At 57.6% G+C, this 25,309-nt stretch carries 23 protein-coding genes and 2 pseudogenes; 8 read left to right on the forward strand and 17 right to left on the reverse strand.

The annotated features are described in order from the left end of the window. Positions 1-206 (reverse strand): annotated as a pseudogene (locus tag ACTF58_RS10205) (hypothetical protein); the annotation flags it as partial. A 65-nt stretch (positions 207-271) separates the two neighbouring features. On the opposite strand from ACTF58_RS10205, the gene efp reads away from it, so the two are divergent. Continuing rightward, positions 272-835, forward strand: a complete 564-nt coding sequence (gene efp, locus ACTF58_RS10210; protein ID WP_438991870.1) for an elongation factor P — start codon at positions 272-274, stop codon at positions 833-835. Positions 836-888: 53 nt separating this feature from the next. Here efp and ygfZ read toward each other — a convergent pair whose 3' ends face one another. Next, entirely contained in the window at positions 889-1,629 is a 741-nt protein-coding gene (ygfZ, locus tag ACTF58_RS10215) for a CAF17-like 4Fe-4S cluster assembly/insertion protein YgfZ (RefSeq protein WP_438991871.1), read from the reverse strand. A 67-nt stretch (positions 1,630-1,696) separates the two neighbouring features. On the opposite strand from ygfZ, the pseudogene ACTF58_RS10220 reads away from it, so the two are divergent. Beyond that, positions 1,697-2,311, forward strand: a pseudogene (locus ACTF58_RS10220) (glycosyltransferase); the annotation flags it as partial. On the opposite strand, the gene ACTF58_RS10225 reads toward ACTF58_RS10220, so the two are convergent. After that, positions 2,247-4,130 (reverse strand): ABC transporter ATP-binding protein, encoded by a 1,884-nt coding sequence (locus tag ACTF58_RS10225; RefSeq protein WP_438991872.1) that lies wholly within the window; start codon positions 4,128-4,130, stop codon positions 2,247-2,249. The pseudogene ACTF58_RS10220 and the gene ACTF58_RS10225 sit on opposite strands and share 65 nt — an antisense overlap. Before the next feature lie 149 nt (positions 4,131-4,279). Here ACTF58_RS10225 and ACTF58_RS10230 point away from each other — a divergent pair, with 149 nt between their 5' ends. After that, complete coding sequence (locus ACTF58_RS10230; RefSeq protein WP_438991873.1) at positions 4,280-5,470, forward strand: pyridoxal-phosphate-dependent aminotransferase family protein; 1,191 nt, start codon at positions 4,280-4,282, stop codon at positions 5,468-5,470. Here ACTF58_RS10230 and dtd read toward each other — a convergent pair. From dtd to ACTF58_RS10245, 3 genes are all read right to left on the reverse strand, one after another. Then, positions 5,467-5,904, reverse strand: a complete 438-nt coding sequence (gene dtd, locus ACTF58_RS10235) for a D-aminoacyl-tRNA deacylase (RefSeq protein WP_438991874.1) — start codon at positions 5,902-5,904, stop codon at positions 5,467-5,469. The genes ACTF58_RS10230 and dtd overlap by 4 nt on opposite strands. A gap of 115 nt (positions 5,905-6,019) precedes the next feature. Further along, entirely contained in the window at positions 6,020-6,643 is a 624-nt protein-coding gene (locus ACTF58_RS10240; protein ID WP_438991875.1) for a hypothetical protein, read from the reverse strand. Positions 6,644-7,250: 607 nt separating this feature from the next. Continuing rightward, positions 7,251-7,535: a helix-turn-helix domain-containing protein gene (locus ACTF58_RS10245; RefSeq protein WP_438991904.1), complete on the reverse strand. Its 285-nt coding sequence runs from the start codon at positions 7,533-7,535 to the stop codon at positions 7,251-7,253. 392 nt (positions 7,536-7,927) lie between these two features. On the opposite strand from ACTF58_RS10245, the gene ACTF58_RS10250 reads away from it, so the two are divergent. Together ACTF58_RS10250 and ACTF58_RS10255 are read left to right on the forward strand one after the other, a co-directional pair. Next, positions 7,928-8,563 carry a DUF1007 family protein gene (locus ACTF58_RS10250; protein WP_438991876.1) on the forward strand — a complete coding sequence of 212 codons (636 nt, stop codon included), beginning with the start codon at positions 7,928-7,930 and terminating at the stop codon, positions 8,561-8,563. Continuing rightward, positions 8,545-9,429 (forward strand): nickel/cobalt transporter, encoded by an 885-nt coding sequence (locus ACTF58_RS10255; protein WP_438991877.1) that lies wholly within the window; start codon positions 8,545-8,547, stop codon positions 9,427-9,429. The genes ACTF58_RS10250 and ACTF58_RS10255 overlap by 19 nt, the downstream gene beginning before the upstream one ends. A 146-nt stretch (positions 9,430-9,575) precedes the next feature. On the opposite strand, the gene ACTF58_RS10260 is transcribed toward ACTF58_RS10255, so the two are convergent. After that, positions 9,576-10,685 (reverse strand): pyridoxal phosphate-dependent aminotransferase, encoded by a 1,110-nt coding sequence (locus tag ACTF58_RS10260; protein WP_438991878.1) that lies wholly within the window; start codon positions 10,683-10,685, stop codon positions 9,576-9,578. A 172-nt stretch (positions 10,686-10,857) separates the two neighbouring features. On the opposite strand from ACTF58_RS10260, the gene ACTF58_RS10265 reads away from it, so the two are divergent. Together ACTF58_RS10265 and ACTF58_RS10270 are read left to right on the forward strand one after the other, a co-directional pair. After that, positions 10,858-11,643 carry a crotonase/enoyl-CoA hydratase family protein gene (locus ACTF58_RS10265; protein WP_438991879.1) on the forward strand — a complete coding sequence of 262 codons (786 nt, stop codon included), beginning with the start codon at positions 10,858-10,860 and terminating at the stop codon, positions 11,641-11,643. A gap of 252 nt (positions 11,644-11,895) precedes the next feature. Continuing rightward, positions 11,896-14,784, forward strand: coding sequence for a valine--tRNA ligase (locus ACTF58_RS10270; protein WP_438991880.1), 2,889 nt, complete (start codon positions 11,896-11,898; stop codon positions 14,782-14,784). Positions 14,785-14,876: 92 nt separating this feature from the next. Here the strand turns inward: ACTF58_RS10270 and ACTF58_RS10275 are convergent, their stop codons facing one another. Continuing rightward, on the reverse strand, positions 14,877-15,308 hold the full coding sequence (locus ACTF58_RS10275; protein WP_438991881.1) for an Lrp/AsnC family transcriptional regulator: 432 nt from the start codon (positions 15,306-15,308) through the stop codon (positions 14,877-14,879). Between the two features lie 97 nt (positions 15,309-15,405). Between ACTF58_RS10275 and ACTF58_RS10280 the strand changes: the two genes are divergently transcribed. Next, positions 15,406-16,539, forward strand: a complete 1,134-nt coding sequence (locus ACTF58_RS10280) for a type III PLP-dependent enzyme (RefSeq protein ID WP_438991882.1) — start codon at positions 15,406-15,408, stop codon at positions 16,537-16,539. 44 nt (positions 16,540-16,583) lie between these two features. Here the strand turns inward: ACTF58_RS10280 and ACTF58_RS10285 are convergent, their stop codons facing one another. The 9 genes from ACTF58_RS10285 to ttcA all read right to left on the reverse strand — a co-directional run bounded on the left by ACTF58_RS10285 (position 16,584) and on the right by ttcA (position 25,283). After that, entirely contained in the window at positions 16,584-17,087 is a 504-nt protein-coding gene (locus tag ACTF58_RS10285) for a SixA phosphatase family protein (protein WP_438991883.1), read from the reverse strand. Beyond that, positions 17,084-17,716: a ferredoxin gene (locus ACTF58_RS10290; protein WP_438991884.1), complete on the reverse strand. Its 633-nt coding sequence runs from the start codon at positions 17,714-17,716 to the stop codon at positions 17,084-17,086. The genes ACTF58_RS10285 and ACTF58_RS10290 overlap by 4 nt, the downstream gene beginning before the upstream one ends. After that, positions 17,692-18,486, reverse strand: a complete 795-nt coding sequence (locus ACTF58_RS10295; protein WP_438991885.1) for a sterol desaturase family protein — start codon at positions 18,484-18,486, stop codon at positions 17,692-17,694. The genes ACTF58_RS10290 and ACTF58_RS10295 overlap by 25 nt, the downstream gene beginning before the upstream one ends. A gap of 47 nt (positions 18,487-18,533) precedes the next feature. Beyond that, positions 18,534-19,394, reverse strand: coding sequence for an acetylglutamate kinase (gene argB, locus ACTF58_RS10300; RefSeq protein ID WP_438991886.1), 861 nt, complete (start codon positions 19,392-19,394; stop codon positions 18,534-18,536). Positions 19,395-19,490: 96 nt separating this feature from the next. Next, positions 19,491-20,144 (reverse strand): ribosome biogenesis GTP-binding protein YihA/YsxC, encoded by a 654-nt coding sequence (gene yihA / locus ACTF58_RS10305; RefSeq protein WP_438991887.1) that lies wholly within the window; start codon positions 20,142-20,144, stop codon positions 19,491-19,493. Beyond that, positions 20,144-20,890 carry an MOSC domain-containing protein gene (locus tag ACTF58_RS10310; protein ID WP_438991888.1) on the reverse strand — a complete coding sequence of 249 codons (747 nt, stop codon included), beginning with the start codon at positions 20,888-20,890 and terminating at the stop codon, positions 20,144-20,146. Before ACTF58_RS10310 ends, yihA begins: the two co-directional genes overlap by 1 nt. Next, positions 20,887-22,674, reverse strand: a complete 1,788-nt coding sequence (gene yidC, locus ACTF58_RS10315; protein WP_438991889.1) for a membrane protein insertase YidC — start codon at positions 22,672-22,674, stop codon at positions 20,887-20,889. The genes ACTF58_RS10310 and yidC overlap by 4 nt, the downstream gene beginning before the upstream one ends. A 132-nt stretch (positions 22,675-22,806) precedes the next feature. Further along, positions 22,807-24,285, reverse strand: coding sequence for a putative bifunctional diguanylate cyclase/phosphodiesterase (locus ACTF58_RS10320; protein WP_438991890.1), 1,479 nt, complete (start codon positions 24,283-24,285; stop codon positions 22,807-22,809). A 128-nt stretch (positions 24,286-24,413) separates the two neighbouring features. Beyond that, positions 24,414-25,283 carry a tRNA 2-thiocytidine(32) synthetase TtcA gene (gene ttcA, locus ACTF58_RS10325; RefSeq protein WP_438991891.1) on the reverse strand — a complete coding sequence of 290 codons (870 nt, stop codon included), beginning with the start codon at positions 25,281-25,283 and terminating at the stop codon, positions 24,414-24,416. Between the last annotated feature and the right edge of the window lie 26 nt (positions 25,284-25,309).

A 25,309-nucleotide genomic window follows, 5' to 3' on the forward strand; every position in this document is an offset into this window, starting at 1 on the left:
GCACGGTTGCCTTGCTCGTTATTGAAGGCCGTGCCGTCAACGAAATCTCTCATGATCCGTCCTTTGTTTTTTGCTCTTGTCTTTTTCGGCGTGAGGCTCGTTATGACCGCTTTATTCCGATTCGGATAGGGAGAATTTGCATAGCTCCCTTGCGTTTTATGCATATCTTTCAGCAAATGCACCACGATATATGGCTTTCTTGCCAAGGGGGTTCCCCCAAGATATAGGTGCCGCCTCAGTCCGATCAACCTTTTGCCACGGTTTTGCCATAATGCCTAAAATTAACGGAAACGAAATTCGCCCCGGAAATGTTCTGGAGCACAACGGCGGCCTCTGGGCTGCTGTCAAAGTCGATCACGTCAAGCCCGGAAAGGGCGGTGCCTTCGCTCAAGTGGAAATGAAGAACCTTCGTAACGGATCAAAGCTTAACGAACGGTTTAGAAGTGCCGATAAAGTCGAGCGCGTCCGCCTTGAGCAAAAAGATATGCAGTTTCTCTACGAAGACAGCGGCCAGCTCATCTTCATGGACACAGAAACCTACGATCAGGTTCAGCTTGATGCCGAGATCCTCGGCGAGCGTCGCCCCTTCTTGCAAGACGGCATGACAATCTTTGTCGAGTTCCACGACGACGAAGCGCTCAATGCGACCCTGCCACAGAAAGTCACCTGTGTGATCGCCGAGACAGAGCCAGTGGTCAAAGGCCAGACAGCGGCCAACAGCTTCAAGCCCGCGATCTTGCAAAACGGTGTCAAAGTCATGGTCCCGCCTTTTGTGGGGCAGGATGAGGCGATCATCGTCAACACCGACACGATGGAATATTCCGAGCGCGCCTAAAGCCTCGCGCCGCGCCCGTAAAAGCCCTCGCCTCTGGCGGGGGCTTTTTTATGTCACTCCAAACGCTCAAAGCTTAGGCTCTGGCCTTCGGCCTCAAGCCCCGCCTCCGCCCGATCAAAGCGCAGATAGGCCAGTGCCATAGTCCCCGCCACGCTCAGAACCGTGCCCGCCGCCTTACCGCCGCTGACAATTTCGGTCCCCTCGCTGAGTGGCTCCGCAGCGCTCACCCGCGCCAGCCCCTTGCGCAGCTCGGTCTTGTGCTTCATCCGCGCGGTGACCTCTTGGCCGACATAGCAGCCTTTCTTGAAGTCGACGCCATTGAGCCGCTCAAAGCCCATCTCAAGGATAAAACTGTCCGCCGTCAGCTCCTTGCCTGTCGCGGGCACACCGAGCCTGATGCGCCGCGCGTCCCAGTCGACACCGTCCTTGCCCTGCGGCGCGTCCCGATACGCCCGCCAGCCCATCTCCTCATGGCGCGGGTCAGCAAACCCGCCCTCAGGCACAGCGCCCAAGCCACGGTGCAGCCATAGCCCCGATGGCGCGATACTGACCTTGGAGCGCAGCTTATACATCGTGAGGCGCTGCGTCAGCATGGCCGCAAGGCTCGTGTCCACATCCAGCAAGATCGCATCCTCGGCAGGAACCAGAAAGAAATCGGCAATGTATTTGCCCTGCGGCGTCAGCATGGCGGTATAAACCAGCCCGTCCTTGAGCCGTTCCACATCATTGGTCACAAGCCCCTGCAAGAAGTGCTCGCGGTCTTCCCCCGTAATTTTCAGTATCTCGCGGCTCATCGCTGCTCTCCCCATTCGCGCTTATGCGTAATATAGGGGAGGCGAGGGCAAACGAAAGGGCCAGTTCATGCGCGCACCCGTCTCGGTGATCATTCCCACGCTCAATGCGGCGGCTGGCTTGCCGGCCTGCCTTGGCGCGCTGGGCGAGGGGCTTGAAGCAGGGCTGATCCGCGAGCTGATCCTGACGGATGGCGGCTCAACGGACGAAACAGCCGCCATAGCCGAGGCCGCAGGCGCGCTTTGGCTTATAGGGTCCGCAGGGCGCGGCGGGCAGATCGCCCGTGGCGTGAAAGCGGCGCAGGGCGATTGGCTTCTGATCCTGCACGCCGATACCGTTCTGGAGGCGGGCTGGAGCAGGGCGTTGCTTGACCATATCACGTCAGCCCCGACCAAAGCAGGCTATGGCCAGCTCGCCTTTGCCGCCCGTGGTTTTGCCCCGCGTTTTGTGGCGGGCTGGGCCAATCTGCGCGCGCGCCTTTTCGGGCTGCCCTATGGCGACCAAGCGCTGCTGGTCGCCGCCGAAACCCTCGCCGAGGCGGGCGGCTATCCCGAACTGCCGCTCATGGAAGATGTCGCGCTCGCCCGTGCTCTGCGCGGGCAGCTCATGCCGCTTGGCTTTACCGCCCTGACAGACGCGCAAAAATACGAGAGAGAAGGCTGGGTGCGGCGCGGTGCGCAGAATCTGTGGCTTTTGCTACGGTTTTTTTGCGGCGCCGACCCTGCCGCGCTAGCGCAGCTGTATCGGCGGTCTGGCCGTTCGTCTTGAACTGCAAATCATGCAGCCGCGCATAAAGCCCGTCGCCCGCCAGAAGCGCCTCATGGGTGCCCTCATCGACAACTTGCCCAGCCTCCATCACAACAATCTTGTCCGCGTCCCGCACCGTTGAGAGCCTATGGGCAATCACAAGTGTCGTGCGCCCCTTGGAAAGCCGCTCCAGCGCCTCTTGCACCACGGCTTCGGATTTTGCATCCAGCGCCGATGTCGCCTCATCCAGAAGCAAAATCGGCGTATCGCGCAGCAAAGCCCGCGCAATCGCGACCCGCTGGCGCTGCCCGCCAGAGAGGCTTGAGCCGCGCGGCCCGACAGGCGTCTCCAGCCCGTCAGAGAGCTGGGGCAAAAAGTCGGCCACATGAGCCGCCTCAATCACCTCTTTCAAGCGCGCCTCAGACACATCTGTGCGCCCCAAAAGGATATTCTCGCGCAAGGTCTCATCAAACAGCGCCGCGTCCTGACTGACCACAGAAAACAGCCCGCGCAGGTCTTCCAGCGTCATATCGCGCGTCTCGACGCCGCCCAGCGTGACGCTGCCGCTGTCAGGGTCCACAAGCCGCGTCAGCAGGTTGAAAATGGTTGATTTTCCAGCCCCCGACGCGCCCACAAGCGCGGTCGTCTTGCCCGCTTCGGCAAACAGACTCGCGCTTTTCAAAACCGTGGTGTCGCCATAGGCCAGCGTTACATCGCGCAGCGCAATTTCGGGCGTGCCTTTGGGCGCAGGCTTCGGAGTTTCGGGCGAGGTCATGCTCGGCTCCATCTCCAGAAGCTCGCGCAGCCGCTCGATCCCTGAGGCCGCGATTTGCCATTGCCCGCTGACCGCCCCAAGACGGCGCAGCGGTTCAAAGGCAAAGCCAATGGCCGTAAAGAACGACATGAACTGCCCGACAGACTTATCGCCGGCAATAATCTCGGAGCCGCCGTAAACCAAGACCCCGACAAAGCCGAGACCCGACATAATATCAATCAACCCGGGCACAACAGCGCTGCCTGCATGGGCGCGCACTTCGGCTTTCACAAGCTTGTCGGTCAGCGCCCCGTAGCGCTCGCTCTGATAGCGCTCAAGACGGTTGAGCTTCACAGGCACAATCCCGTGAAACACCTCATCAAGCCGCGTGGCAAGCTTGGCGCCAAGATCGCGCGCCTCGCGCGCACGGCGGCGGACAAACTTCTGCACAAGCCGCGTCGGCGCCAGAACAACAGGCGCACCGATAAGGGCCACAAGCGTCCACTTCCAATCGACAGAAACAGCCACGCCCATCAACACCGCAAGCGTGATAAAGTCGCGCCCCGCCCCCATAATCAGCGCGCGCCAGCCATCATTGATCGCCATCACATCGGCCTGCACCCGCTGAATGAGAAAGCCGGGCGGATGGGTCTGATGAAAGGCCCCGTCCTGGCGCATGATATGGGCCAGAAGGTCTGTCCTCAGGGCCGCCGCCATCTTCTGCACGATATAGGCGAGCGTCACTTTCTGCCCCACGGCCGAGACGGCGCGGCAGGCAAAAATACCGAAAATAGTTAGAGCGACCCACTTAATGGCCGTCTCATTGCCCGCAATAAACACCGTGTCAAACATCGGGCGCATGATGTAGCTCAGCGCGCCGAGCATTGAGCCCTCAAGGATCATAAACATCAGCGCAATCAGCAGATAAGGCGTAAAGCGCTTGAGATAGCTGCGCCAGAGCCAGCCAAACAGTTTGTCACTCGGGTTTGAAGTGTCGCTCATCAGGGGCCAATCTTTGTTGCCTTTCCCATGCGTTTAGAGAAGGGCGGGCGGGCTGGCAAGGTTTGCGCGCCCGAGAGCGGCGCTCAAGCGGTGTTGACGCGGCGCAACATGGGTCTAAAGTCGCCCCGAAAGCGGCAAAGGAGAGCATAATGTCAGCATCAGGTGGACGTGAATATCTGGCCATTCCTGGCCCCTCTGTGATGCCCGATGCCGTTTTGCGCGCCATGCACCGCGCTGCGCCCAATATCTACGCAGGCGAGCTGCCCGATATGATGCCCGAGCTGATCGCAGGCCTCAAAGCCGTGGCGCGCACCGAGCAGCACGCCACAATCTATATCGCCAACGGCCACGGCGCTTGGGAAGCCGCGCTGAGCAATATCCTGGCCGAGGGCGATCAGGCCCTTGGCATTTTCAATGGCCGCTTTGGTATGGGCTGGGCCGAAGTCGCCCAAGGCCTCGGGGCCGAAGTTATCCCGCTGGATTGCGGCCTCAAGGCCCCCGCCACAGGCGAAGCGCTAGAAGCTGCGCTGCGCGCCGACACGGGCGGCAAAATCAAAGTTGTGCTCTGCACCCATGTCGACACCTCGACCTCGGTGAAAAACAATATCGCCGAGCTGCGCGCCGCCATCGACGCCGCAGGCCATGATGCGCTCCTCGCGGTCGATTGTATCGCCTCTTTGGGGTGTGATCACTTTGAAATGGACGCTTGGGGCGTTGATGTCATGGTCGCGGCCTCCCAAAAGGGTCTCATGGTTCCGCCCGGTCTCGGCTTTGTCTTCTTCAGCGAGAAAGCCGCCGCCGTGCGCGCCGCCATGCCCCGCGTCAGCCTCTATTGGGACTGGACCCCGCGCGCCAATCCGCAGGCTTTCTGGCAGTATTTCGCAGGCACAGCCCCCACCCATCACCTCTACGGGCTGCAAACCGCCCTTGAAATGATCCACTCCGAAGGCATGGAGGCCGTTTGGGCGCGCCATGCGCGCATGGCTGAGGCGATCTGGGCCGCCTGTGAAACATGGGCCGAAGATGGCCCTCTCACGCTCAATGTGGCCGAACGCGCGCACCGCTCTACAGCCGTCACCGCGCTGCATATCGGGGCAGAGCACGGCCTGCGCCTGCGCCAATGGACAGAAGGCGAGGCGGGCCTCACCCTTGGCATCGGTCTCGGAATGTCCACGCCCCAAGACCCTGAGGGCCACGGATTTTTCCGCATCGGCCATATGGGTCATATCAATGCACAGATGGTCATGGGCACGCTTGGCAGCATCGAGGCGGCCTTGTCCTCGCTCAATGTGCCGCGCGGATCGGGCGCTCTAGATGCCGCCGCCGCGGCCTTGGCCTAACTTTCCATAAAGATCGTCACAGGCCCGTCATTGATCAGCGAGACTTTCATATCCGCGCCAAATTCGCCCGTGGCCACAGGCACACCAAGCGCCGCCAAAGCCTGCGCAAAGCCCTCATAAAGCGCCTTGCCCTCCTCGGGCGGGGCCGCCGCCGAAAAGCCGGGGCGATTGCCGCGCGAGGTATCTGCTGCCAGCGTAAACTGGCTCACCACAAGCGCCTCCCCCGCAATATCAAGCACCGAAAAGTTCATCTTGCCCGCCGCGTCGGTAAAGATCCTGAGTTTGGAAATTTTGAGCGCCAGCCGCGTGGCGTCTTCCGCCGTATCGCCCTGCATGGCACAAACCAATATCATCAGCCCCCGCCCGCACGCGCCGATTTCGGCTCCGTCGACTTTGACTTGGGCTTCACTGACGCGTTGCAGTAGCGCTCTCATATTCCGCTCCCCTTGCTGGCATGGCTTGCCATATCCGTGACACGCACGACAGGGGAGGTCAATTCAAGGCTGGCGGGCCACGTCGAGCAGACCATGGCCCGCCGCCGAAACAGCGTTATTGGCGCCGTTCTGCATAATCCAGAGCCACATTGATACCCAGCCACAAAGCTGTTTTTGACAGCGGGCTTTTCAATGTCACATCCCAGATTTTTTCGTTATCATCTGCAAAGTCGTTGAGCGTCGCATCGCGCGACAACACCACCAAAGGCTTGTTCTCACATTCGCGGTTCAGCGAGGTCATAAAGCGCGAGAAGCTCGGCGCATCGCCCTCAAAGCTGTCCTGATCGACGAAAATCATGCTCGCATCTATCTTGGCACTTTGCAGCCATTCCTGATAAATCGCACATTCATAAACAAAAATAACCTTCGCGCCAAAAGTGTCCTCAAGCCAGATTTTGAGGTTTTGGGTCTGGTTGGACGGGTTGGCAAAGACATAGACAAACCCACGCCGCAGGCTGTCAAACTCAGACAACACCTTGGCGGTTTGACGCGGTTTTTGAAACACCGGCGCGGAGGCGCGCCGTCCTGCTTCGGCAAATAAATCGTCCAGAAGGTTTCCATCTGGCTGCGCAAATCGCGCGGTTTTCGCGCTCCGCACGCCCGCAGCGCGGATCAGCCGTGCAAGCAGCCCTTCGCTGCGCGCGGAGTGTTTTGACTTGAGTGATGTGTTTGCGAACATAGTTCTGCCTCTTACAACCCTCGGCGTTAATATTGTGTTTTCTCACATAATTCAACAATTCGAGGTTTGGCAAAGTTGTCTTCAGTGAAGCGGTGTTGCATTCTGGCTTCATATGCTCGGTCGAAAACAAGGGTGTAACGACCTCTTTTGGAAGCGTTTTCCCCAAGGTGGCGGCGGTTGATCGCTCACAGATGTGTTAAATTATTGTAAGTTTCTTGAGCCAGAGGTCTGATCGTGGTATGTGTAAAAAAACATAATTAGTGACCACTGGGGGTGGGGCAGACTGTTAAAACCCCGCCAGAAAGCAGCCAAAGAGCAGGGAAAAACCCGCCAACGAAACGAAGCGAAACGCAAGTTTTTTGAGCAATTTGCAAACTTATTATTGATCTTAGAGTCAACTTAAGCGATTAAGACCTCGGGGACATTAGCAAGTTAGTCGTTTCGATAAAGTGATCGAGCACTAAGAAAGTCAGGCAAATGTCAAATTTTCCAAACATACTTCAAGACAGTAACCCAGACTCTGCCAAGTGGTCAGCGGAGCCACAGTTCTTCAAAGAGTTGCTTGCAAAGACCACACCGGAAATGAGGCTGAATTTTCTTTTAAAGCTTAAAGAGAATGGGTTTTCGTCGACGACAAAGATTGAAGAGTCATCAGAAGCTGTTTCTGGGTTGCTGCGTCAAGCTCTCCAAGAAGGCTGAGAAGCTCGCCGTCGACTTCGTCGATGGATTTGCCAAGGAGTTTGCCAAACGGCAGCTCCATCGCCGCCTCCAGCGCCAGGACCGTTTGAATGCGCGGGTTTTTGATCCGCTCTTCTTCAATGTCCTTTACCGCGCGCGGATTGAGCCCTGCCATCTTTGAAAGCTGGGCTGCCTTTAGGTTTTTGGACTTCATATGGAAAAGAAGGTTTTCACGAAACAAAGAAAAATCGAAACTTACCAACGTCACTCGCCTTTTGTTTGCCGCGCCTTATGGTCGGCGCTTTAACGCGCAAACATTGCCATAGTCTGAAGGCTCTGTAAATTCTACAATGCTTAAAGATTAAAATTTGGTTAATTTTCAGGGTAATAAAGGCACAAAGCTCCCCCTATACTCGGTCAGAAAACCTGCGGCTGCGACGCTGTGCTCGCCATATTGCGCTCTGAGGCTGTGGCTGACTGCGGGGGGCGGGCGCTTTCTTGCCAAGCCTCTGCCCCTCCCATTGCGAGGCGGCGGATTGCCCCTTAAAGGTTCTGGCGATGATATTTGGCCCTCAAGGCAAGAGCAAAAGGCGCAAGGAAAGACTGATGCGAACTCTGGGTGTTGCCTTCGCGCTGCTCACGGCCTCACTGGCGACGCCCCTCACGGCGCATCCGCATATTTTTGTCTCCACAGGCCTCAAGCTCGTGCGCGCTGAGGGTGGCATGGTCAAAGGCGTTGAAGTGACATGGCGTTATGATGCGCTCTATTCGCTTCTCGTGCTGGAGGATATGGAGCTGGATCACGATTTTGACGGACGCCTCACCCCGAGCGAACAACAGCAACTGGACGGGTTTGACCTGAACTGGGTCGAGGGCTTTGAAGGCGATCTCTACGCCCAAACAGCGAACGGCAAACTGCCGCTCGGCCCGCCCGAAAGCCTTGGCACAGGCTTTGAGAAAGGCGAGATTGTCTCGCGCCACTACCGCGCCCTCGCAACACCCGCCCAAACCTTCAGCCTCAAGGCCTTTGATCCCACATATTACACCGCCTATGACCTTGGTCTCGGCGTAGATCTGCCCGCAGGTTGCGAAGCCAAAGTGATCAAAGCCGATGTGACTGCGGCCACTGAAAAGGTGATGGGCCTGATGGGCGAGAGCATGGATGACCCCGAAGCCGACTACCCTGAAGTCGGCGAAGATTTTGCAGATGAGATCATAGTTCAATGCGCACCCCCTTCCTGATCCTGACCCTTACCGCGCTGGCGGCACTTGCCCTCTGGCTTTGGGTGGCTGGTGGCGCGTCAAGCCTCTCGGCATGGGCGGCCGAGGGCCAACGCTCGGTCCAGACCGCCATGGCGGGCCTCCTGCGGGCGCTCAAAGCGGGCGAGCCCGGCGCCTTTTGGGGCCTCATGGGGCTGTGTTTTGCCTATGGCTTCTTTCATGCCGCAGGCCCGGGCCACGGCAAACTGATCATTGGCGGCTACGGCGCGGCGCGGCGTGTGCCCGTGGTCAGGCTCTCGAGCCTCGCAGTGCTCTCAAGCCTCGGCCAAGCGGCGGCGGCGGTTGTTCTGGTCTATGCGGGGGTCTTTCTGCTGGGCCTCACACGCGAGGCGATGACGGGCCTTGCCGAAGACTGGCTCGCGCCGGCGTCCTATATGGCGATTGCTCTGGTGGGTCTCTGGCTTGCCCTGCGCGGGGCGCGCAAGCTCTACGGGATATGGCAGCACCGTGGCCATGGCCATCAGGCTGACGGCAGCTGTGGCTGCGGCCACAAGCATGGCCCGAGCGCACAAGAGGCCGGCGCCGTGCACAGCCTGCGCGACGCGCTCATGGTGATCGGCGCGGTGGCGATCCGCCCCTGCACAGGCGCGCTGTTCCTTTTGATCCTGACATGGCGGCTCGGGATCGACTGGGTCGGCATTGCTGGGGCTTTTGTCATGGGGCTTGGCACTGCAAGTGTGACGGTTTTGGTGGCGGTGCTTTCGGTTGTGATGCGTGAAAGCGCCTTTGGCGCTGTCGCGGGGCGCGCCTCTGGCCTCAGGCTCTCGGCTGCGCTTGAACTTGGCGCCGGGCTGCTGATCGCCGCGGTTGCGGTGTCTTTGATCTAGACAGGGGTTGCGCTGCACTTCGTGCATCGCCCAAGGGGGCGGGCCGCTGGCGCGCCCCCTTATGTTTGGCTGATGGGGTTATGCCTTAAGTGATCTGGCGCCTGTGGAGGCTGCGTGATTTGGATATTTAAGGCAAAAAGAAAGAGCTAGGGCGCGCGGGCCTCGGCCAAGGCGTCTGGCAGGGCGGCGGCAAAGGCGGCGAGATCGGCCTCTGTGCCGCAGCTCACGCGGATGCAGCGGTTTTGCGGGGCGACAAAGGGCATCCGCACGAAGAGGCCGCGTTTGATCAGCCCGTCGAGCACCGCTTTGGCAAAGGCACCATCTTGCCCACAGTCAATGGCCACGAAATTGGCAGCCGAGGGCAGGCTCACCAGCCCGTTCGCCGCCGCGATCTCGGCGATCTGCGCGCGCGCAGCGCTGACATTTCTGCGGGTCTGGGCAAGGTAGTCCTGATCCTGAAGGGCGGCCAAAGCGCCGATCTGGCTGGTGCGGTTCATGCCAAAGTGATTGCGGATTTTATTGAAGGCGAGGATGAGCGGGGCGGCCCCGAGGGCATAGCCGACGCGCGCGCCCGCCAGACCATAGGCTTTGGAGAAGGTGCGCATACGGATCACGCGCGGATCATTGATCTCGATCGGGGCCGCCGTGCCCTCAGGGGCAAATTCGATATAGGCTTCATCGAGCACCAGAAGACAGCCCTCGGGCAGGCCCTCAAGCGCCTTGAGCACATCCGCGCCGCGATGCCATGTGGCCATCGGATTGTCAGGGTTGGCAAAATAGACCAGCTTCGCCCCTGTCTTGCGGGCCTTCTTGAGAAGGGCGGGCAGATCCTCGTGATCGTCACGATAGGGCAGCTTGTGCAGCACGCCGCCAAAGCCCGCGACATGGTAGTTAAATGTCGGATAGGCACCGTCGGATGTGACAACCGCATCTCCCGGCTCGATCATCAGGCGCACCAGATAGCCCAGCAGCCCGTCGATCCCTTCGCCCACCATGATATGTTCGGGGCCGCAACCGTGGTGCGCCGCCAGTGCTGCGCGCAGATCGTGGTTTTCGCTCTCGCCATACATCCAGATGTCTTTGAGGCTCTCGGCCATGGCCAGAAGCGCGCGGGGCGAGGGGCCAAAGGCGTTTTCATTCGCGCCGATACGGGCCTGAAAGGCCGTGCCGCTGGCGCGCTCCTGCGCTTCGGGGCCGACAAAAGGGACGGTGGCGGGCAGGCTCTCGGCGAGCTTTGTAAAACGTGTGTGTGTCATGGCTCTTGACTATGCCAAAGCGGGGCGCGGCGGCAAGTGGGCTTGTGAGCGCAGACGGCCCGCCAGACCAAACGCCCTATGCGACGGGGGGCAAGCTGGCGCGTGCCGCTGCGTTAGGCTTTCCCGAAATGCGCCGCGGGGCTAGCATTCTGACAAAAGAGGAGTTTGCCCTATGCCCCGCGTCACCACCGAGATCAAAGATCATATCGCCTATGTCACGCTCACCCGCGCTGACAAGATGAATGGGGTTGATATCGAGATGGCCGAGGCGCTCGTCGCGGCGGGGCAGGCGCTTCTTGAGACAGAAACGCTCCGCGCGGTTGTGCTTGCAGGCGAGGGGCGCGCCTTTTGTGCGGGGCTTGATGTGGCGAGCTTCGCTGTGCTGGCCGCAGGCGACCCCGAAGCGCGGATCATGCCGCGCGACTTTGGCAACACCAACCTCTTTCAAGAGCTGGTGATGGTCTGGCGGCGCGTCCCTGTGCCTGTGATCGCAGCCCTTCACGGCGCGGTCTATGGCGCCGGGTTCCAGCTTGCACTGGGCGCTGATATCCGGATTGCGCACCCTGATGCGAAACTGGCGGTGATGGAAATGAAATGGGGGCTTGTGCCCGATATGGGCGGGATGGTCCTCATGCCCGCGCTCGCGCGCTCGGATGTGATCCGCAAAATGACCTATACCGCCGAGCCGGTGAGCGCGGCGCAGGCGCTGGAGTGGGGGCTTGTGACTGAGCTGTCGGACACGCCGCTCGCGGCGGCCGAGGCCCTTGCTGCGACGATTGCGACGAAAAGCCCCGCCGCTATTCGCGCCGCAAAGCGGCTCATCGCGCTGGCCGAGAGCGGGGCTTCTGAGGACGCTGTCCTCTTGGCGGAAAGCCGCGAGCAAACAGACCTCATCGGCAAGCCCGAGCAGATGGAAGTGATCGCGGCCAATATGCAAAACCGCGCCCCGAAGTTCTAGCCCGATAGGGCCGCAGCGCACGCTGCCTTAAGTTAATTTCTGTTAACAAAGTGGAGAGTCAGGCGGTGCACGCATGGTGCACGGGTTGTGCACGCTTTTCACCCCCCTAGAATCAGCCGTTTTGCAAAAGGTTAACGAGCGTGCGCTGCTCTGTGCGCGTGCAAGGCGGCGCGCCGTTTTGACCCTTGGGTTTTGCCTGCGCATTCGCTAGACCGTGGGCAACACACCACCCCCAATATAGGGCAGATGATCATGGCGATGGAAAAGACATTTAACGCAAGCGAAGCCGAGCCGCGCATTTCCGCAATGTGGGAAGCCCAAGGTGCCTTTGCCGCAGGGGCCAACCGCTCGCGCGACGAGAGCTTCACAATCATGATCCCGCCGCCCAATGTGACAGGGGCTTTGCACGTGGGCCACGCCTTTAACAACACCCTGCAGGACATCTTGATCCGCTGGCACAGAATGCGCGGCTTTGACACGCTCTGGCAGCCGGGGCAGGACCACGCAGGCATTGCGACCCAGATGCAGGTCGAGAAGATGTTGGCCGCCACAGGCCAGCCCACACGGGGCGAGCTGGGGCGGCAAAAATTCCTTGAAAAAGTCTGGGAGTGGAAAGGGCAATACGGCGGCACGATTGTCGAACAGCTCAAACGCCTTGGCTGCTCATGTGATTGGAATCGCAACGCTTTTACCATGGCTGGCGCCGAGGGCGACCCCCGTGTCGGGCATGAGAACTCGCCCAATTTCCACGATGCCGTGATCAAGGTTTTTGTTGAGATGTATGAGCAAGGGCTGATCTATCGCGGCAAGCGTCTGGTCAATTGGGACCCGCATTTTGAGACGGCGATTTCCGATCTGGAAGTCGAAAATATTGAAGTCGCGGGCCATATGTGGCACTTCAAATATCCCCTCGCAGGGGGGGCGACCTATACCTATGTCGAGAAAGACGAAGACGGCAATGTGACTCTTTCTGAGGAGCGCGATTATATCTCGATCGCCACCACCCGTCCCGAGACAATGCTGGGCGACGGGGCCGTGGCCGTGCATCCTGATGATGCGCGCTATGCGCCTATTGTGGGCCAGCTTTGCGAAATTCCGGTTGGGCCAAAAGAACACCGCCGCCTCATCCCCATCATCACAGATGAATACCCTGACATGAGCTTTGGCTCGGGCGCTGTGAAGATCACGGGCGCGCATGATTTTAACGACTACGAAGTTGCCAAACGGGCGGGTATTCCGCTCTATCGTCTCATGGATACCAAGGGCGCGATGCGCGCTGATGGCGCCAGCTATGACGAGGCGGCTGCGGTGGCGATGGACGTGTCTAAGGGGCTGAAAGTGCTCAGTATTTCGGAAGCAGATGCGCTCAATCTGGTGCCCGAAGAGCTGCGCGGACTGGACCGCTTTGAGGCGCGCAAAGCTGTGGTAGAACAGATCACAGCAGAGGGTCTCGCTGTCATGACGACAGAGACCTATGAGGAGGAGGGTGAGAGCCTCACCCGCCTCATTCCGTATGTTGAAAACAAGCCGATCATGCAGCCGTTTGGCGACAGATCCAAAGTGGTGATCGAGCCGATGCTGACCGATCAATGGTTTGTGGATGCCGAAAAAGTGGTTGGCCCCGCGCTTGAAGCCGTCCGCTCTGGCGAGATCAAAATCATGCCTGAATCAGGCGAGAAGACCTACTATCACTGGCTCGAAAACATCGAGCCTTGGTGTATCTCGCGTCAGCTCTGGTGGGGGCATCAGATCCCTGTTTGGTATGATGAAGACGGGGCGTTTTATTGCGCCGCAACAGAAGCCGAAGCGATTGAAAAATCGGGAGGCAAAACGCTGACCCGCGACCCTGATGTGCTTGATACGTGGTTCTCCTCTGGCCTCTGGCCGATTGGCACTTTGGGCTGGCCCGAAGACACCGACGAGATGAAGCGTTACTTTCCGACGGATGTGTTGATCACAGGGTTTGACATCCTCTTCTTCTGGGTCGCGCGGATGATCATGATGCAAAAAGCTGTGGTGAAAGAGATCCCTTTCCACACGGTCTATCTGCACCAGCTCGTGCGCGACGAGAAGGGAAAGAAGATGTCCAAGACCACGGGCAATGTCATAGATCCACTTGAAATCGTTGACGAATATGGTGCAGATGCGTTGCGCTTTACCAATGCGCAGATGGCGGCTTTGGGCGGGGTTCTCAAACTCTCCAAGCAGAAGATCACGGGCTATCGCAACTTCACAACCAAGCTCTGGAATGCCGCGCGCTTTGCGGAAATGAACGAAGCTGTCGGCTCTGACGGCGCGGTGCCCGAAGCCACTGCAACAGTGAACAAATGGATCATCGGCGAGACGGCCAAGGTGCGCGAAACCGTTGACGGCGCCCTTGAAGCCTACCGTTTCAACGACGCGGCCAATGCGCTTTATGGCTTTGTCTGGGGCAAGGTTTGCGACTGGTATGTCGAGTTTTCCAAACCGCTTCTTCTGGATGGGGACGCGGCGACAAAAGCCGAGACACAGGCCGTTATGGCTTGGGTGATTGATCAATGCGTGGTGCTTTTGCACCCGATTATGCCGTTTATCACCGAAGAACTTTGGGGCACGCTTGGCGCACGTCATAAGATTCTGGCGCATACCGACTGGCCGACCTACGGCCATGAGCTTGTGGATCCTGCGGCGGACAACGAAATGAACTGGGTGATCGGCCTGATCGAGGAAATCCGCTCTGTGCGGGCGCAGATGCACGTGCCTGCGGGTCTGAAAGTCCCCGTGGTGGTGCGCAATATGAGCGCTGACGCCACAGCCGCCTATGAGGGCAACGAAGCGCTGATCAAGAAGCTTGCACGAATGGATGAGCTGCACGTGGTGTCCGAGTTCCCGAGGGGAACTGCAGCGCTCAGCGTGACAGGCGCCGAGTTTGGCCTGCCGCTTGCGGATATTATTGATGTGGACGCGGAAAAAACGCGGCTTGAGAAGAGCCTTGGCAAACTTGCCAAAGAAATTGGCGGAATGCGGGGGCGGCTTGGAAACCCCAAGTTTGTTGCAAGCGCGCCTGATGAGGTGGTTGAGGAAACGCGTGCAAATCTTGCCGAACGGGAAGAAGAAGAGGGGCTGATGCAGGCTGCTCTTAAACGGTTGGCTGAGATCTGATCTCGAATTTTCGCTGCGCGAAAATCCGAACAAAGCGGGGGCTTTGCCCCCGCACCCCCAGGATATTTTTAGAAAGAAAAAGACGGGGTGATTTAGCTCCGGTCTATTTTTGTGCTGAGGTGGATAAGGCTTTCTGAGCTGCGCACGCCTTTGGCAGCGCCAATGTCATCAAGGGTTTGGTCGAGGTGTTCTGTGGTTGCAGCACTCAAAATTGCGATCAGATCCCATCGACCTGATGTTGTGTGAACCTGTTCAACGCCTGACAGCGCTTTGAGGCGGGCGAGCACTGATGGGCCAGAGCGTGGCTCGATCGAGATCAGTGCGGTCGCTCGCAGGGCCGGGCGCCCGCCTATGCCGCGGCGGATCGTATATCCGCTGATTGCACCGGTTTTCTCCAGACGTTCTATGCGGGCCTGAACGGTTGTGCGCGCAAGCCCGAGCTGGCGGGCCAGCGTGACCACGGGGGCGCGGGCATTTTCAGCGAGGAGGCTTAGCAGCTTGGTGTCTATCTCGTCATTTTGCATATACTGTCGTCATTTCGGAGTTATTTTTCGTTAAGATATCAGATATGCCACGTGAAATCGACCAATTCTCGCGCGAGACTGAAAAGAAAAGCGAGATATGACAATGTTTGAACGTGGCGTATTTGAGACCCCCCAAGCGCATATTGGTTTGAAGCGGCCAGAAGCGCCTGTGATGTATTTTGCGCCGACAGTTTTGCGGCAGCAAGCCGAGCGATTTGGCCGTAGCTTTTCGGGGCAGGTCACTTATGCGGTTAAAGCAAATCCTGCGCCAGAAGTGATTGAAAACCTGGTTGCCGCAGGGCTAACCGGGTTTGATGTGGCAAGTCCTGAAGAGATTTTGCAAGTGCGTGCCGCCTCTGCAAAGGCTGATTTGCATTACAACAACCCTGTGCGCTCTCGTGCTGAAGTGATGGCGGGCAAAGCTGCGCAAGTTCGGTCATGGTCTGTTGATGATGGGGGTGAGTTGTTTAAATTGGGTGCGCCATCTCACGCGGCCGAAGAGATTGCTGTGCGTTTCAAGCTTCCTGTCAAAGGCGCGCATTATGATTTTGGCGCAAAATTTGGCGCAACGCCTGAGGCGGCTGTGGAGCTGTTGCGCGCTGTCGCGGCCGCCGGCTACCGGCCTGCTCTGACCTTCCATCCTGGAACGCAATGCGACGACCCGCAAGCGTGGGGCCAGTATATTCGGGCCGCAAGCGAGATTGCGTGGCAAGCGGGTGTCGCGCCCGAGCGCCTGAATGTGGGCGGTGGCTTTGCCTCGCATCGAAGTGGCATAGCGCCTAATCTGGACCTTATTTTTAAAGAGATTAACCTTGCCACAGATCAGGCCTTCAGCGTGCCGCCCCAGCTGGTCTGTGAGCCAGGGCGGGCGATGGTTGCGGAGTGTTTTTCGCTTGCTGCCTGTGTAAAAGCTGTCCGACCGGATGGCACTGTGTTTTTGAATGACGGGATTTATGGCGGTTTTGCCGAGTGGCGTGATATTTCGCCCTCAAATCGAATTATGTGTTTTTCGCCTGAAGGGGCGCTTAAATCTGGGCCTGACCAAAGCAGAACCATTTTTGGTCCAACCTGTGACAGCCTTGATTGCCTGCCTGAGCCTTTGGCTGTGCCTGAGAACATTCAGGAAGGGGACTACCTCTTATTTGCGGGTATGGGCGCCTATTCTCTTGCCATTGCCACGCGGTTTAACGGCTACGGAATTCGCGATGTGGTGACTGTGAAACGACTATAAGCTTTGGGGCCGTCACGGGGCCGCAAATGCCAAACATAAAATGGCTAGGCTTGGTTCAAAAGTGTTCGTGGCACGACAAACGCCTCTGCGTGAGCGGTGCCAAACTGAACATCCTGCCAACGTTCCACATCAAACCTGACAACCAAACAGGCGGCTGTCGGGAAGAGCGAAAAAGCCTCGCTCTTGGGAGGGGTCTTCACGATTGCTTGGGCCAAAAAAGCTGCGCCAGGGTTGTGTCCAAGCATTAATACGCTCTTGGTTGTGGCTTTGTTTTGCAACAGTTGAAGCATTCTGTGTTCGCTCGCGTGATACAAAGCCTCTAGGTAGCTCACCTCGCTTTCAACTGCGAGGAGATCAAGCGTTTCGCGGGTGCGGGCGGAAGAGGAGCAGAGCGTTTGCTCTGGTCGATAACCGTTCTCTTCCATCCACGTGCCGATGGCCTTTGCGCTGGCGCGACCACGGGCGTTCAGGGGGCGGTCATGGTCTGGAAGGCGCGGGTCAGACCAGCTCGACTTGGCATGGCGCATAAGAATGAACTCGAGACTCACAAAAAGCTCCTCATGTGGAATGCTGACTGTGCGGGGCGGCGCCCATAGTCCTGAGACACAGGGCAGGCGCGGCGCACAAGGCAGCCTGCGCTGAAGCAGTTTGTGCCAGCAAGGCTCTTTATATGCGCTTTGCAGCGGGGCACATCATACTCCATGCCGCTGTTAAGTGCGCCGACAGGGCAAGCGCTCAGGCAGGGCTGGCCTGTGCAGCTTTCACAGGGGCTTGAACTGGTTGGTGGCAGCACAAGGCGGCCTTGTAGCCGTACAGCCCCCCGAAAAGAGACCATAAGCCCCGCGCGCGCATGAACGAGCATACCGACAGGCGATTGCCAAGCTTGTCCTGTCTTTATCGCCCAGTCCAGAAACGGCGCAAAAGGAGGCCCGTCAGACGGAAACACCGGAGCACCGCCCCAATCTGCGGCCAATCGGCCAATCACCCGCTTTGACCAACGATCTAGCGGATCAGCTTGCCCGTCCTGATACTCTGGAGTGGCCGTGAAACAAGCCCAGAACCCTGGCTCATGCGGGCCAAGCAAGACAATCGTTTCCTCGCCCTCATGTAGCGCGCCAAAGACAGCAAGCGCCTCCTGCTCGGGCGCAGGGGTCAGCGCTTCATAAAGGGCAGCCATAGGCTCCAGCCAAGTTTGGATGGGCGTGGATCTTGCCATTCAAGCCCGATTTTCATTTCTGTATGTCCGTCTTTTGGCTCGGCGATATATGTTCTGAAGACCCTGTCCCAAAGCGAAAGTGAAAAACCGTAGTTGCTGTCGTGCTCTGAGCGATGAACCGAGTGGTGCACGCGGTGCATATCGGGGGTGACAAGCACAAGCCGCAGCCATTGGTCCAGCCAGCGGGGGAGCGCCAGATTGGAATGATTAAACATGGCCGTGCCGTTGAGGATGATTTCAAACAAAATGATCGCCACTGCGGCGGGCCCCAAGAGATAGACCAATCCGATTTTGAGACACATCGAGAGCGCAATTTCTACGGGGTGAAAGCGAATGGCAGTCGTTACATCAATCTCGGTATCTGCGTGATGCACGCGGTGCAGCCGCCAGAGCAGGGGGACTTTATGGGTGATGAGATGTTGAAGCCAGATTGCAAAATCAAAAAAGAGCACAGCCAAAACAATCTCAAGCCAGCTCGGCCAGTCGAGCACGTTGAAAAGTCCCCAGCCATTTTGCGCCGCGTCCATGGCCGCGCCCACAGCAAGCAAGGGAAGGCCAAAAGCCATCAGCCGCAAAGCGCCTGTGTTGAGCAGGGAAAAGCCCCAGTTTGTCAGCCACCGTGAGCTGCGTGCCACCTGACGTGCGCGGCGGGGGCGATAGGCTTCTGCGGCGGCAAGCAGCGCAAACAAGCCAACGAATATAATAAGCCGAAGGGTCGCTTCATGTTCCATAGTTAGAATATGATCCTGATCAGGTCGTTAAACAAGCCAGAGTTTGCTCACCCACGAATAAGTGTGCCAGCGCCATGCTCTGTGTAGAGTTCCAGCAAGCAGGCATTGGGCGCGCGCCCATCCAGAATAACCACGCCACGCACGCCGCCTTTTATGGCTAGAAGCGCGGTTTCGGTCTTGGGGATCATCCCGCCCGCGATCGTCCCGTCAGAGATCATGTCGCGGATAGACTGAGACGTGAGTTCGGTCAGAATATCGCCGGCTTTGTTTTTGACGCCTTCAACATCGGTCAAAAGCAAGAGTCTGTCGGCCTTAAGCGCCGCAGCAATCGCGCCAGCTGCTGTGTCGCCATTCACATTGAATGTCTCGCCATTCTGGCCCGCCCCGATAGGGGCAATCACCGGTATTGTGCCTTTTTCAAACAAATCGCGCAGAAGCTGAGGATTCATCTCATCAGGCGTGCCAACAAATCCAAGTGCAGGGTCGGTTTGCTTGCAGATCATTAGATTGGCGTCTTTGCCTGACAGGCCCACAGCCTTACCGCCCTGACGATTGATCGCTTGGACAATGCGCTTCCCAACAAGACCGGAAAGCACCATCTCAACCACTTCAACAGTCGCCGCATCTGTCACGCGCTTGCCGTTTACAAACTCGCTTTTGATACCAAGGGCATCGAGCTTTTCGTTGATCATAGGGCCGCCGCCATGCACGATCACGGGGTTCACACCGACCATTTGCATCAAGACAATATCGCGCGCGAATTCATCCATCGCCGCATCATCCCCCATGGCATGACCGCCGAATTTGACCACAACAATCGCGCCCGTATAGCGCTGCAAGTTGGGCAGCGCTTGGTTGAGTGTGCGCGCCGTGGCGATCCAGTCTCGGTTCATATCTTGGGTTCTCATGTGTCTGCCTTAAGTTCGTTCCACAATTTGACCTCATCGCAGCCAGAGGCGCAAGCCAATGCTTATGCTCTGCCTGATATGAGCGGCGCGGCCGTTTTAAACCAGAGACGCAATCACTGCGCGCAATGTCTCAATCCCGTCGCCCTTTTCACTTGAGGTCATAATAATCTCGGGAAAAGCGGCAGGATGCCGTGCCAAAGCCTTGCGCGTGGCTTCAATCGAGCGCTCGCGGTCGGCGTCTTTGACTTTGTCAGCTTTGGTCATCACACATTGAAATGTCACTGCCGAGCTGTCGAGCAGGCTCATGATCTCTTCGTCCACAGCCTTGGCGCCGTGGCGCGCATCAATCAATACAAAAGCACGGCGCAGGTTTTGCCGTCCTGAAAGGTATTGCTTGAGCAGGCGTTGCCACCGCTCGACAATTGGCAGAGGCGCATTTGCATAGCCATATCCAGGAAGATCGACCAGATAATGGGTGTCCTCAAGCGTGAAGAAGTTGATTTCTTGGGTGCGCCCTGGTGTGTTTGAGGCCCGTGCCAGCCCTTTGCGGTTGGTCAGCGCATTGATCAGCGAAGATTTGCCCACATTGGAGCGCCCCGCAAAACACACTTCGAGCCGGTCGCCATCAGGCAACCCCGACATGGCCACAACGCCTTTGACAAATTCGGCACCGCCGCCTGCAAAAAGTTTACGCCCTTTTTCGCGGGCAAAGTCATCAGGCAGCTCTGCCAGTGGAAAGGGAAGTTGCATCAAAGCACCTCTGCTGTATCGCCTAGGCGTATGTCGCCTGTTTCTATCACTTCGCCGTATACGCCAAAGTCTTGATGGCCCCAGTTTTTTCGCAAGAGGCCAAGCGTGTCTATATCGCGCTCGCCCGTTTTTGGCGAGGCCATGGTATGTTTGCAGCGGACAACCCGCTCTTTGATCAGGATACGCGCCGCACCAAGGCGCAGGGTTTTGCCCATCCAGTCGAATTCGGCCCAGGGGGCAAACCCGTCAAGCCAGATATTGCCGCGCCAGCGCTCTGGCTCAAGCGTGTGCTCAAGTTTGGTTTCGACGGCGCGATGTGAGGCCATGTTCATCAGCGAAACCGAAGGGAAATCGGTATCGGTAAAGCCCCGAGACTGGCTGCGAATGATCCGTGCAGATTGTGCACGGTCTTTCGGAACAAGCCCACCCGCCCAAGAGATCAGCCTCTCGCTGTCTTGGTCGGGGTTGAACTCAAGCGTCCCAAGCTCGGGGTGCGTTAGCTTCACACATCCCGTCGCCTCATTGACGGCTGCATTTATGGCAGCGAGCTTTGGCGCTTTGGTCCCGATCGAGAAGTTCTGACAGGGCACCCATTCCGCGCCATCTGCCGTCGAGCTGTCATGTGCGACCGCCCAAAGCCGATCCCAAGGCAGGGTTTGCCCTGCTGTGAGCGTCACCCGCTCAAGCGCTTCTCGTCCGTGGCTCTTCACGGGATAGCGCCAGAGCTGGGTGATATGTGGCGTCATTCTGCGTCTTTCGGCTTTCGCTTGAACCCTGACAGAATATTGCCAAACACATCGGGCTTGTAACCGTGGCTGCGCATGATCAGATATTGTTGGGTGAAGGTGATGGTGTTGTTCGCAATCCAGTAAATCACAAGACCTGAAGCAAAACTTCCCAGCATGAACATGAAGACCCAAGGCATCCAGGCGAAGATCTGTTGCTGGATCGGATCAGTGGGCGCTGGGTTCAGTTTCTGCTGCAGCCACATTGTGATCCCCAGAAGCAGTGGCAGCACACCAATGAAGATCAGTGCCAAGATCGAGCCTTGCTCTGGTGCGTCCCATGGCAACAGGCCATAGAGGTTAAAGATCGTTGAAGGATCGGGCGCGGAGAGGTCTGTCAGCCAGCCGATCCATGGCGCATGGCGCAATTCCAGCGTCACAAAAATCACTTTGTAGAGCGAGAAGAAAATAGGGATCTGCATCAGGATCGGCAAACAGCCCGCGGCCGGATTGACCTTTTCCTTCTTGTAGAGTGCCATCATCTCCTGTTGGACTTTTTGACGGTCGTCGCCCGCCTGCTCCTTGATTTTTTCCATCTGCGGCTGAAGCTCTTTCATCTTCGCCATGGAGGCGTAAGATTTGTAAGCCAAGGGGAAAAGAACGAGCTTGATAATAAAGGTCAGCGCGATAATGGCCCAGCCCATGTTGCCGATCATGACGTGAAGATAATGGAGCAGCCAGAACATCGGCTTGGTGATAAAGAAGAACCAGCCCCAATCGATGCTATCCAGAAACTTGGGGACGCCGCTCTCGTTTTGGTAATTGCGGATGGTTTCCCACTCCTTCGCGCCCGCAAAAAGCCGTGAGGAGACCACGGCGGTTTGGCCTGGTTCAAGCGTCTCGGTCTTATGCTTTGCGGTCGTTTGGAAAATGTTGCGGGTGGTGTCTTTGAAAGTGCTGATTTTCGCGCCCGCCTGATCCACAATCAAGGTGGTCATCCAGTAGTGGTCGGTAAACCCAGTCCAGCCTTTGTCGCCGACTTCGAGTTCTTCATGGCTGCGTGCGGCCTCAAAGTCATCATAATCTGTTTCTGTCAGCTCGCCTGCAACATGGCGGATCGCGCCTTCATGCAGGATAAAGAAGTTTTTGAGATCAGCAGGCTCGCCGTGACGCGCGATCGTCCCGTAAGGGGCGAGGCTCACAGATGCGGTGCCGGTGTTTGCAACCGATTGCGTGATGGTAAACATATAGTTTTCATCAAGGCTGATCTCGCGTGTGAAAGTCAGCCCCTGACCATTGCTCCATGTCAGAACAACAGGGCTTGTCGGGGTGAGGCTGCTACCGGACTGAACCGACCAGACGGTATTCGGCCCGGGCACGAGCTCGGCTGACAGCCCCGCGCCGGGCGCCCAGCCGTAAAGGGCGTAATAAGCGCTTTCGGCACCCGTTGGCTTCAAGAGCGAAACGATATCACTGCCTGTTTCAAGCGTTTGGCGGTATTGTTTCAGCTTCAGCTCGTCAAAACGCCCGCCCAAGAGCGAAATCGTGCCCTCGACATGGCTGTTCTCAATCTTGATACGGGGCACATCAACGGCAGGTTTTGCTTCTGCAGTCACGACAGGTTCGGTGCCCGTGGCGGCCAAGGGGACGCTGGCTGTATCGCCTGTTGCCTGGCTTGCAGACGGCGTGGCTCCCGCAAGGTCTTGCGGGCTTGGCGCGGGTGGTGGAAAGAAAAAGCTCCATCCCAGAATGACAAGCATACTGAGCGCTACAGCGAGAATGAGATTCTTGTTCTGATCGTCCATGAAGACCTGAGCCCCTTGCCTTTACGAGTGAGGCAGGTTCAACAGAGTGAAGGCCCGAAGGTCAAGCGGTTATTGGGGATTTAGGGCAAAAGGCAGCAGGAAATTCGTTTAAGATGTCTCTGGACCAGCATTCTAAATCGCGGTTCCGCCCCGAATCTGCGGCAGAGCGCCCAGTTTTGTGTTGTGCTGTGTGAGCCAGCCCAATGTTTCATCAAACGGCATAGGGCGCGCGACGGCAAAGCCTTGCACGTGCGCACAGCCAAGCTGGCCAAGCATGGCGTGTTCCCCCGCAGTTTCCACGCCTTCTGCCAGCGTTTCAAGGCCGAGCCGTTCCGCCATTGTCTGGATTGCGGAGACCATACGTTGTTGCTCCTGATCTTTGTCAACGCGGCTGATAAAGGAACGATCGATCTTAATGCGCTCGATGGTAAAGCGTCTGATGGCCGTGATAGACGCGTGACCTGTGCCAAAATCATCAAGATCAATACGGCAACCCAGCTTTGCCAAGGCTGCAAGATTTCGCGCTGCGGCATCTTCGGGAGATCCCGCGACAATGGTTTCGAGAACTTCAATCGTCAGCCTGTTGGGCGCCAGGTCAAACCTGTCTAGATCCCAACGGATTTTTTCGGCGAGTTTTGGGTTGCGCAGCTCTTCGGCTGTGAAATTGACTGCCACGCAAGGCACATAAAACCCTGCACGATCCCATGCTTTGAGCGCGGTGAGAGCACCATAGAGAACAACCTCTCCCAAGCGCTCCATTTGTCCTGAATCTTGTAGTGCAGGAAGAAAATCTGAGGGTGCGACTGTCCCTCGTTTGGGATGATGCCACCGCGCAAGTGCTTCAAATCCGGTGACGCGCCCCGTATCTGTGGAGAGTTGAGGTTGAAACCAAGGCGCAATCTCACCGTTGTCCAGAGCAAAAAACGCCTCTCGCATCAGGGCCTCTCTTTTAACACTGGTTTCGCCCATTTCCGCACTATAGGCGCGAATGGAGGATGGTGCGTTACGAGCGGCTTCATTTAGAGCTGTGTCGGCGGCCTTCATCCAAGACTGTGTTGTGTTCTCAGGGCTGCGAGTGCTCAAGCAAAATCCGATTGCACTGCTCAGGAAGAGCGCCTGCATATTCACAGAGACAGGCTCCTCCGCCGCTGATTGCAAGCGTGACGCAAGCTGGATTGCAGCTTCAAGTTCAAAGTGAGGCACAGGAGCGATCAGAACAGCAAACCGCGCTCCGCCAAGCCAGTAAATGGCGTCATCTTCACGCACCAACGCGCGAAATCGTTCCCCGAGCCGCTCGAGCAAAGTCGCCGCAGCCTCTTGACCATATCGTTGGGAAAGGGCTTCAAACTCTTCCAACTGGATCAGGAATAACGCAGATTTGCGGCCGGTCTCGCGGCACACTGCGTTTAGCTCTTCGATGTCGGTTTCAAGCTGGTTTTGGAGTGGCAAACCTGTTGTCGCGTCAATGTCGCGTTTCTGCACTGCGCGCGCCTCTTTGAGTGTGCCTGCTAGAAGATAGAGGATTGGCAGTCCAAGCGCGACGCTGACAAGGGCCAGTTCTCCAGCAATCCAGAAGGCGCTCAGGGCAATGGCCGGGACAAAAGCCAACATATGAGCCCCCAAGAGCCACTCGGCCAGCCGCTTTGATCGTGATATAAATGCAGCCCTACCATGCAACGCCATCTTTACTTCCTTCAAACCTGTTTGGAGGAGGCTAGCGCGATAATATCAACAGGGCCTTAACGGAAGAGAGGTGGCAGCTCATTTTCTGGAGGTTCTTCGGCTTGCGTTCTGGCAAGTGCCTTAAAATCGAACAAACCCGGATCAAGCAAATGGCTTGGGCGCGTGTTCATCAATGCACGAAACATGACCTGCCTACGCCCCGGGCTGTTCTTTTCCCAGCCATCCAGAATCTGCTTGACCTGTTGGCGTTGCAGCCCGTCCTGACTTCCGCATAAATCACAGGGAATGATAGGGTAATCCAGATCGCGCGCAAACTTTTCGCAATCAACTTCAGCGACGTGGGCGAGCGGACGATAGACAAACAAATCGCCTTCTTCATTCACGAGCTTGGGCGGCATTGTGGCCAGCCGCCCGCCGTGAAACAGGTTCATAAAGAACGTTTCAAGAATGTCGTCGCGATGGTGCCCCAGAACAACAGCCGTGCAGCCCTCTTCGCGTGCGATGCGGTAAAGATTGCCGCGCCGCAAACGCGAACACAGCGCACAGAAGGTCCGCCCTTCGGGCACCTTGTCCATGACAATTGAATAAGTGTCCTGATATTCGATACGATGCGCAACGCCGCGTTCTTCCAGAAACTTTGGCAAAACAGTCGCAGGAAAGCCCGGCTGGCCCTGATCAAGATTGCAGGCCAGAAGCTCGACGGGCAAAAGCCCGCGCCATTTCAGTTCATGAAGCACCGCCAAAAGCGTATAGCTGTCTTTGCCGCCCGACAGACAGACAAGCCACTTACCGCCAGGCTCGATCATGCCATATTGTTCTATCGCCTCGCGCGTTTGGCTCACGATTCGTTTGCGCAGCTTCTTAAACTCGGTGCTTTTAGGCGCGCCGTGAAAGAGCGGGTGAATATCTTCAGCTTTGTCTAACATGGCGTTGCCATTAGCGGCTCAGGCGG

The organism is Lentibacter sp., from assembly GCF_965657785.1.
Taxonomy (GTDB): domain Bacteria; phylum Pseudomonadota; class Alphaproteobacteria; order Rhodobacterales; family Rhodobacteraceae; genus Lentibacter.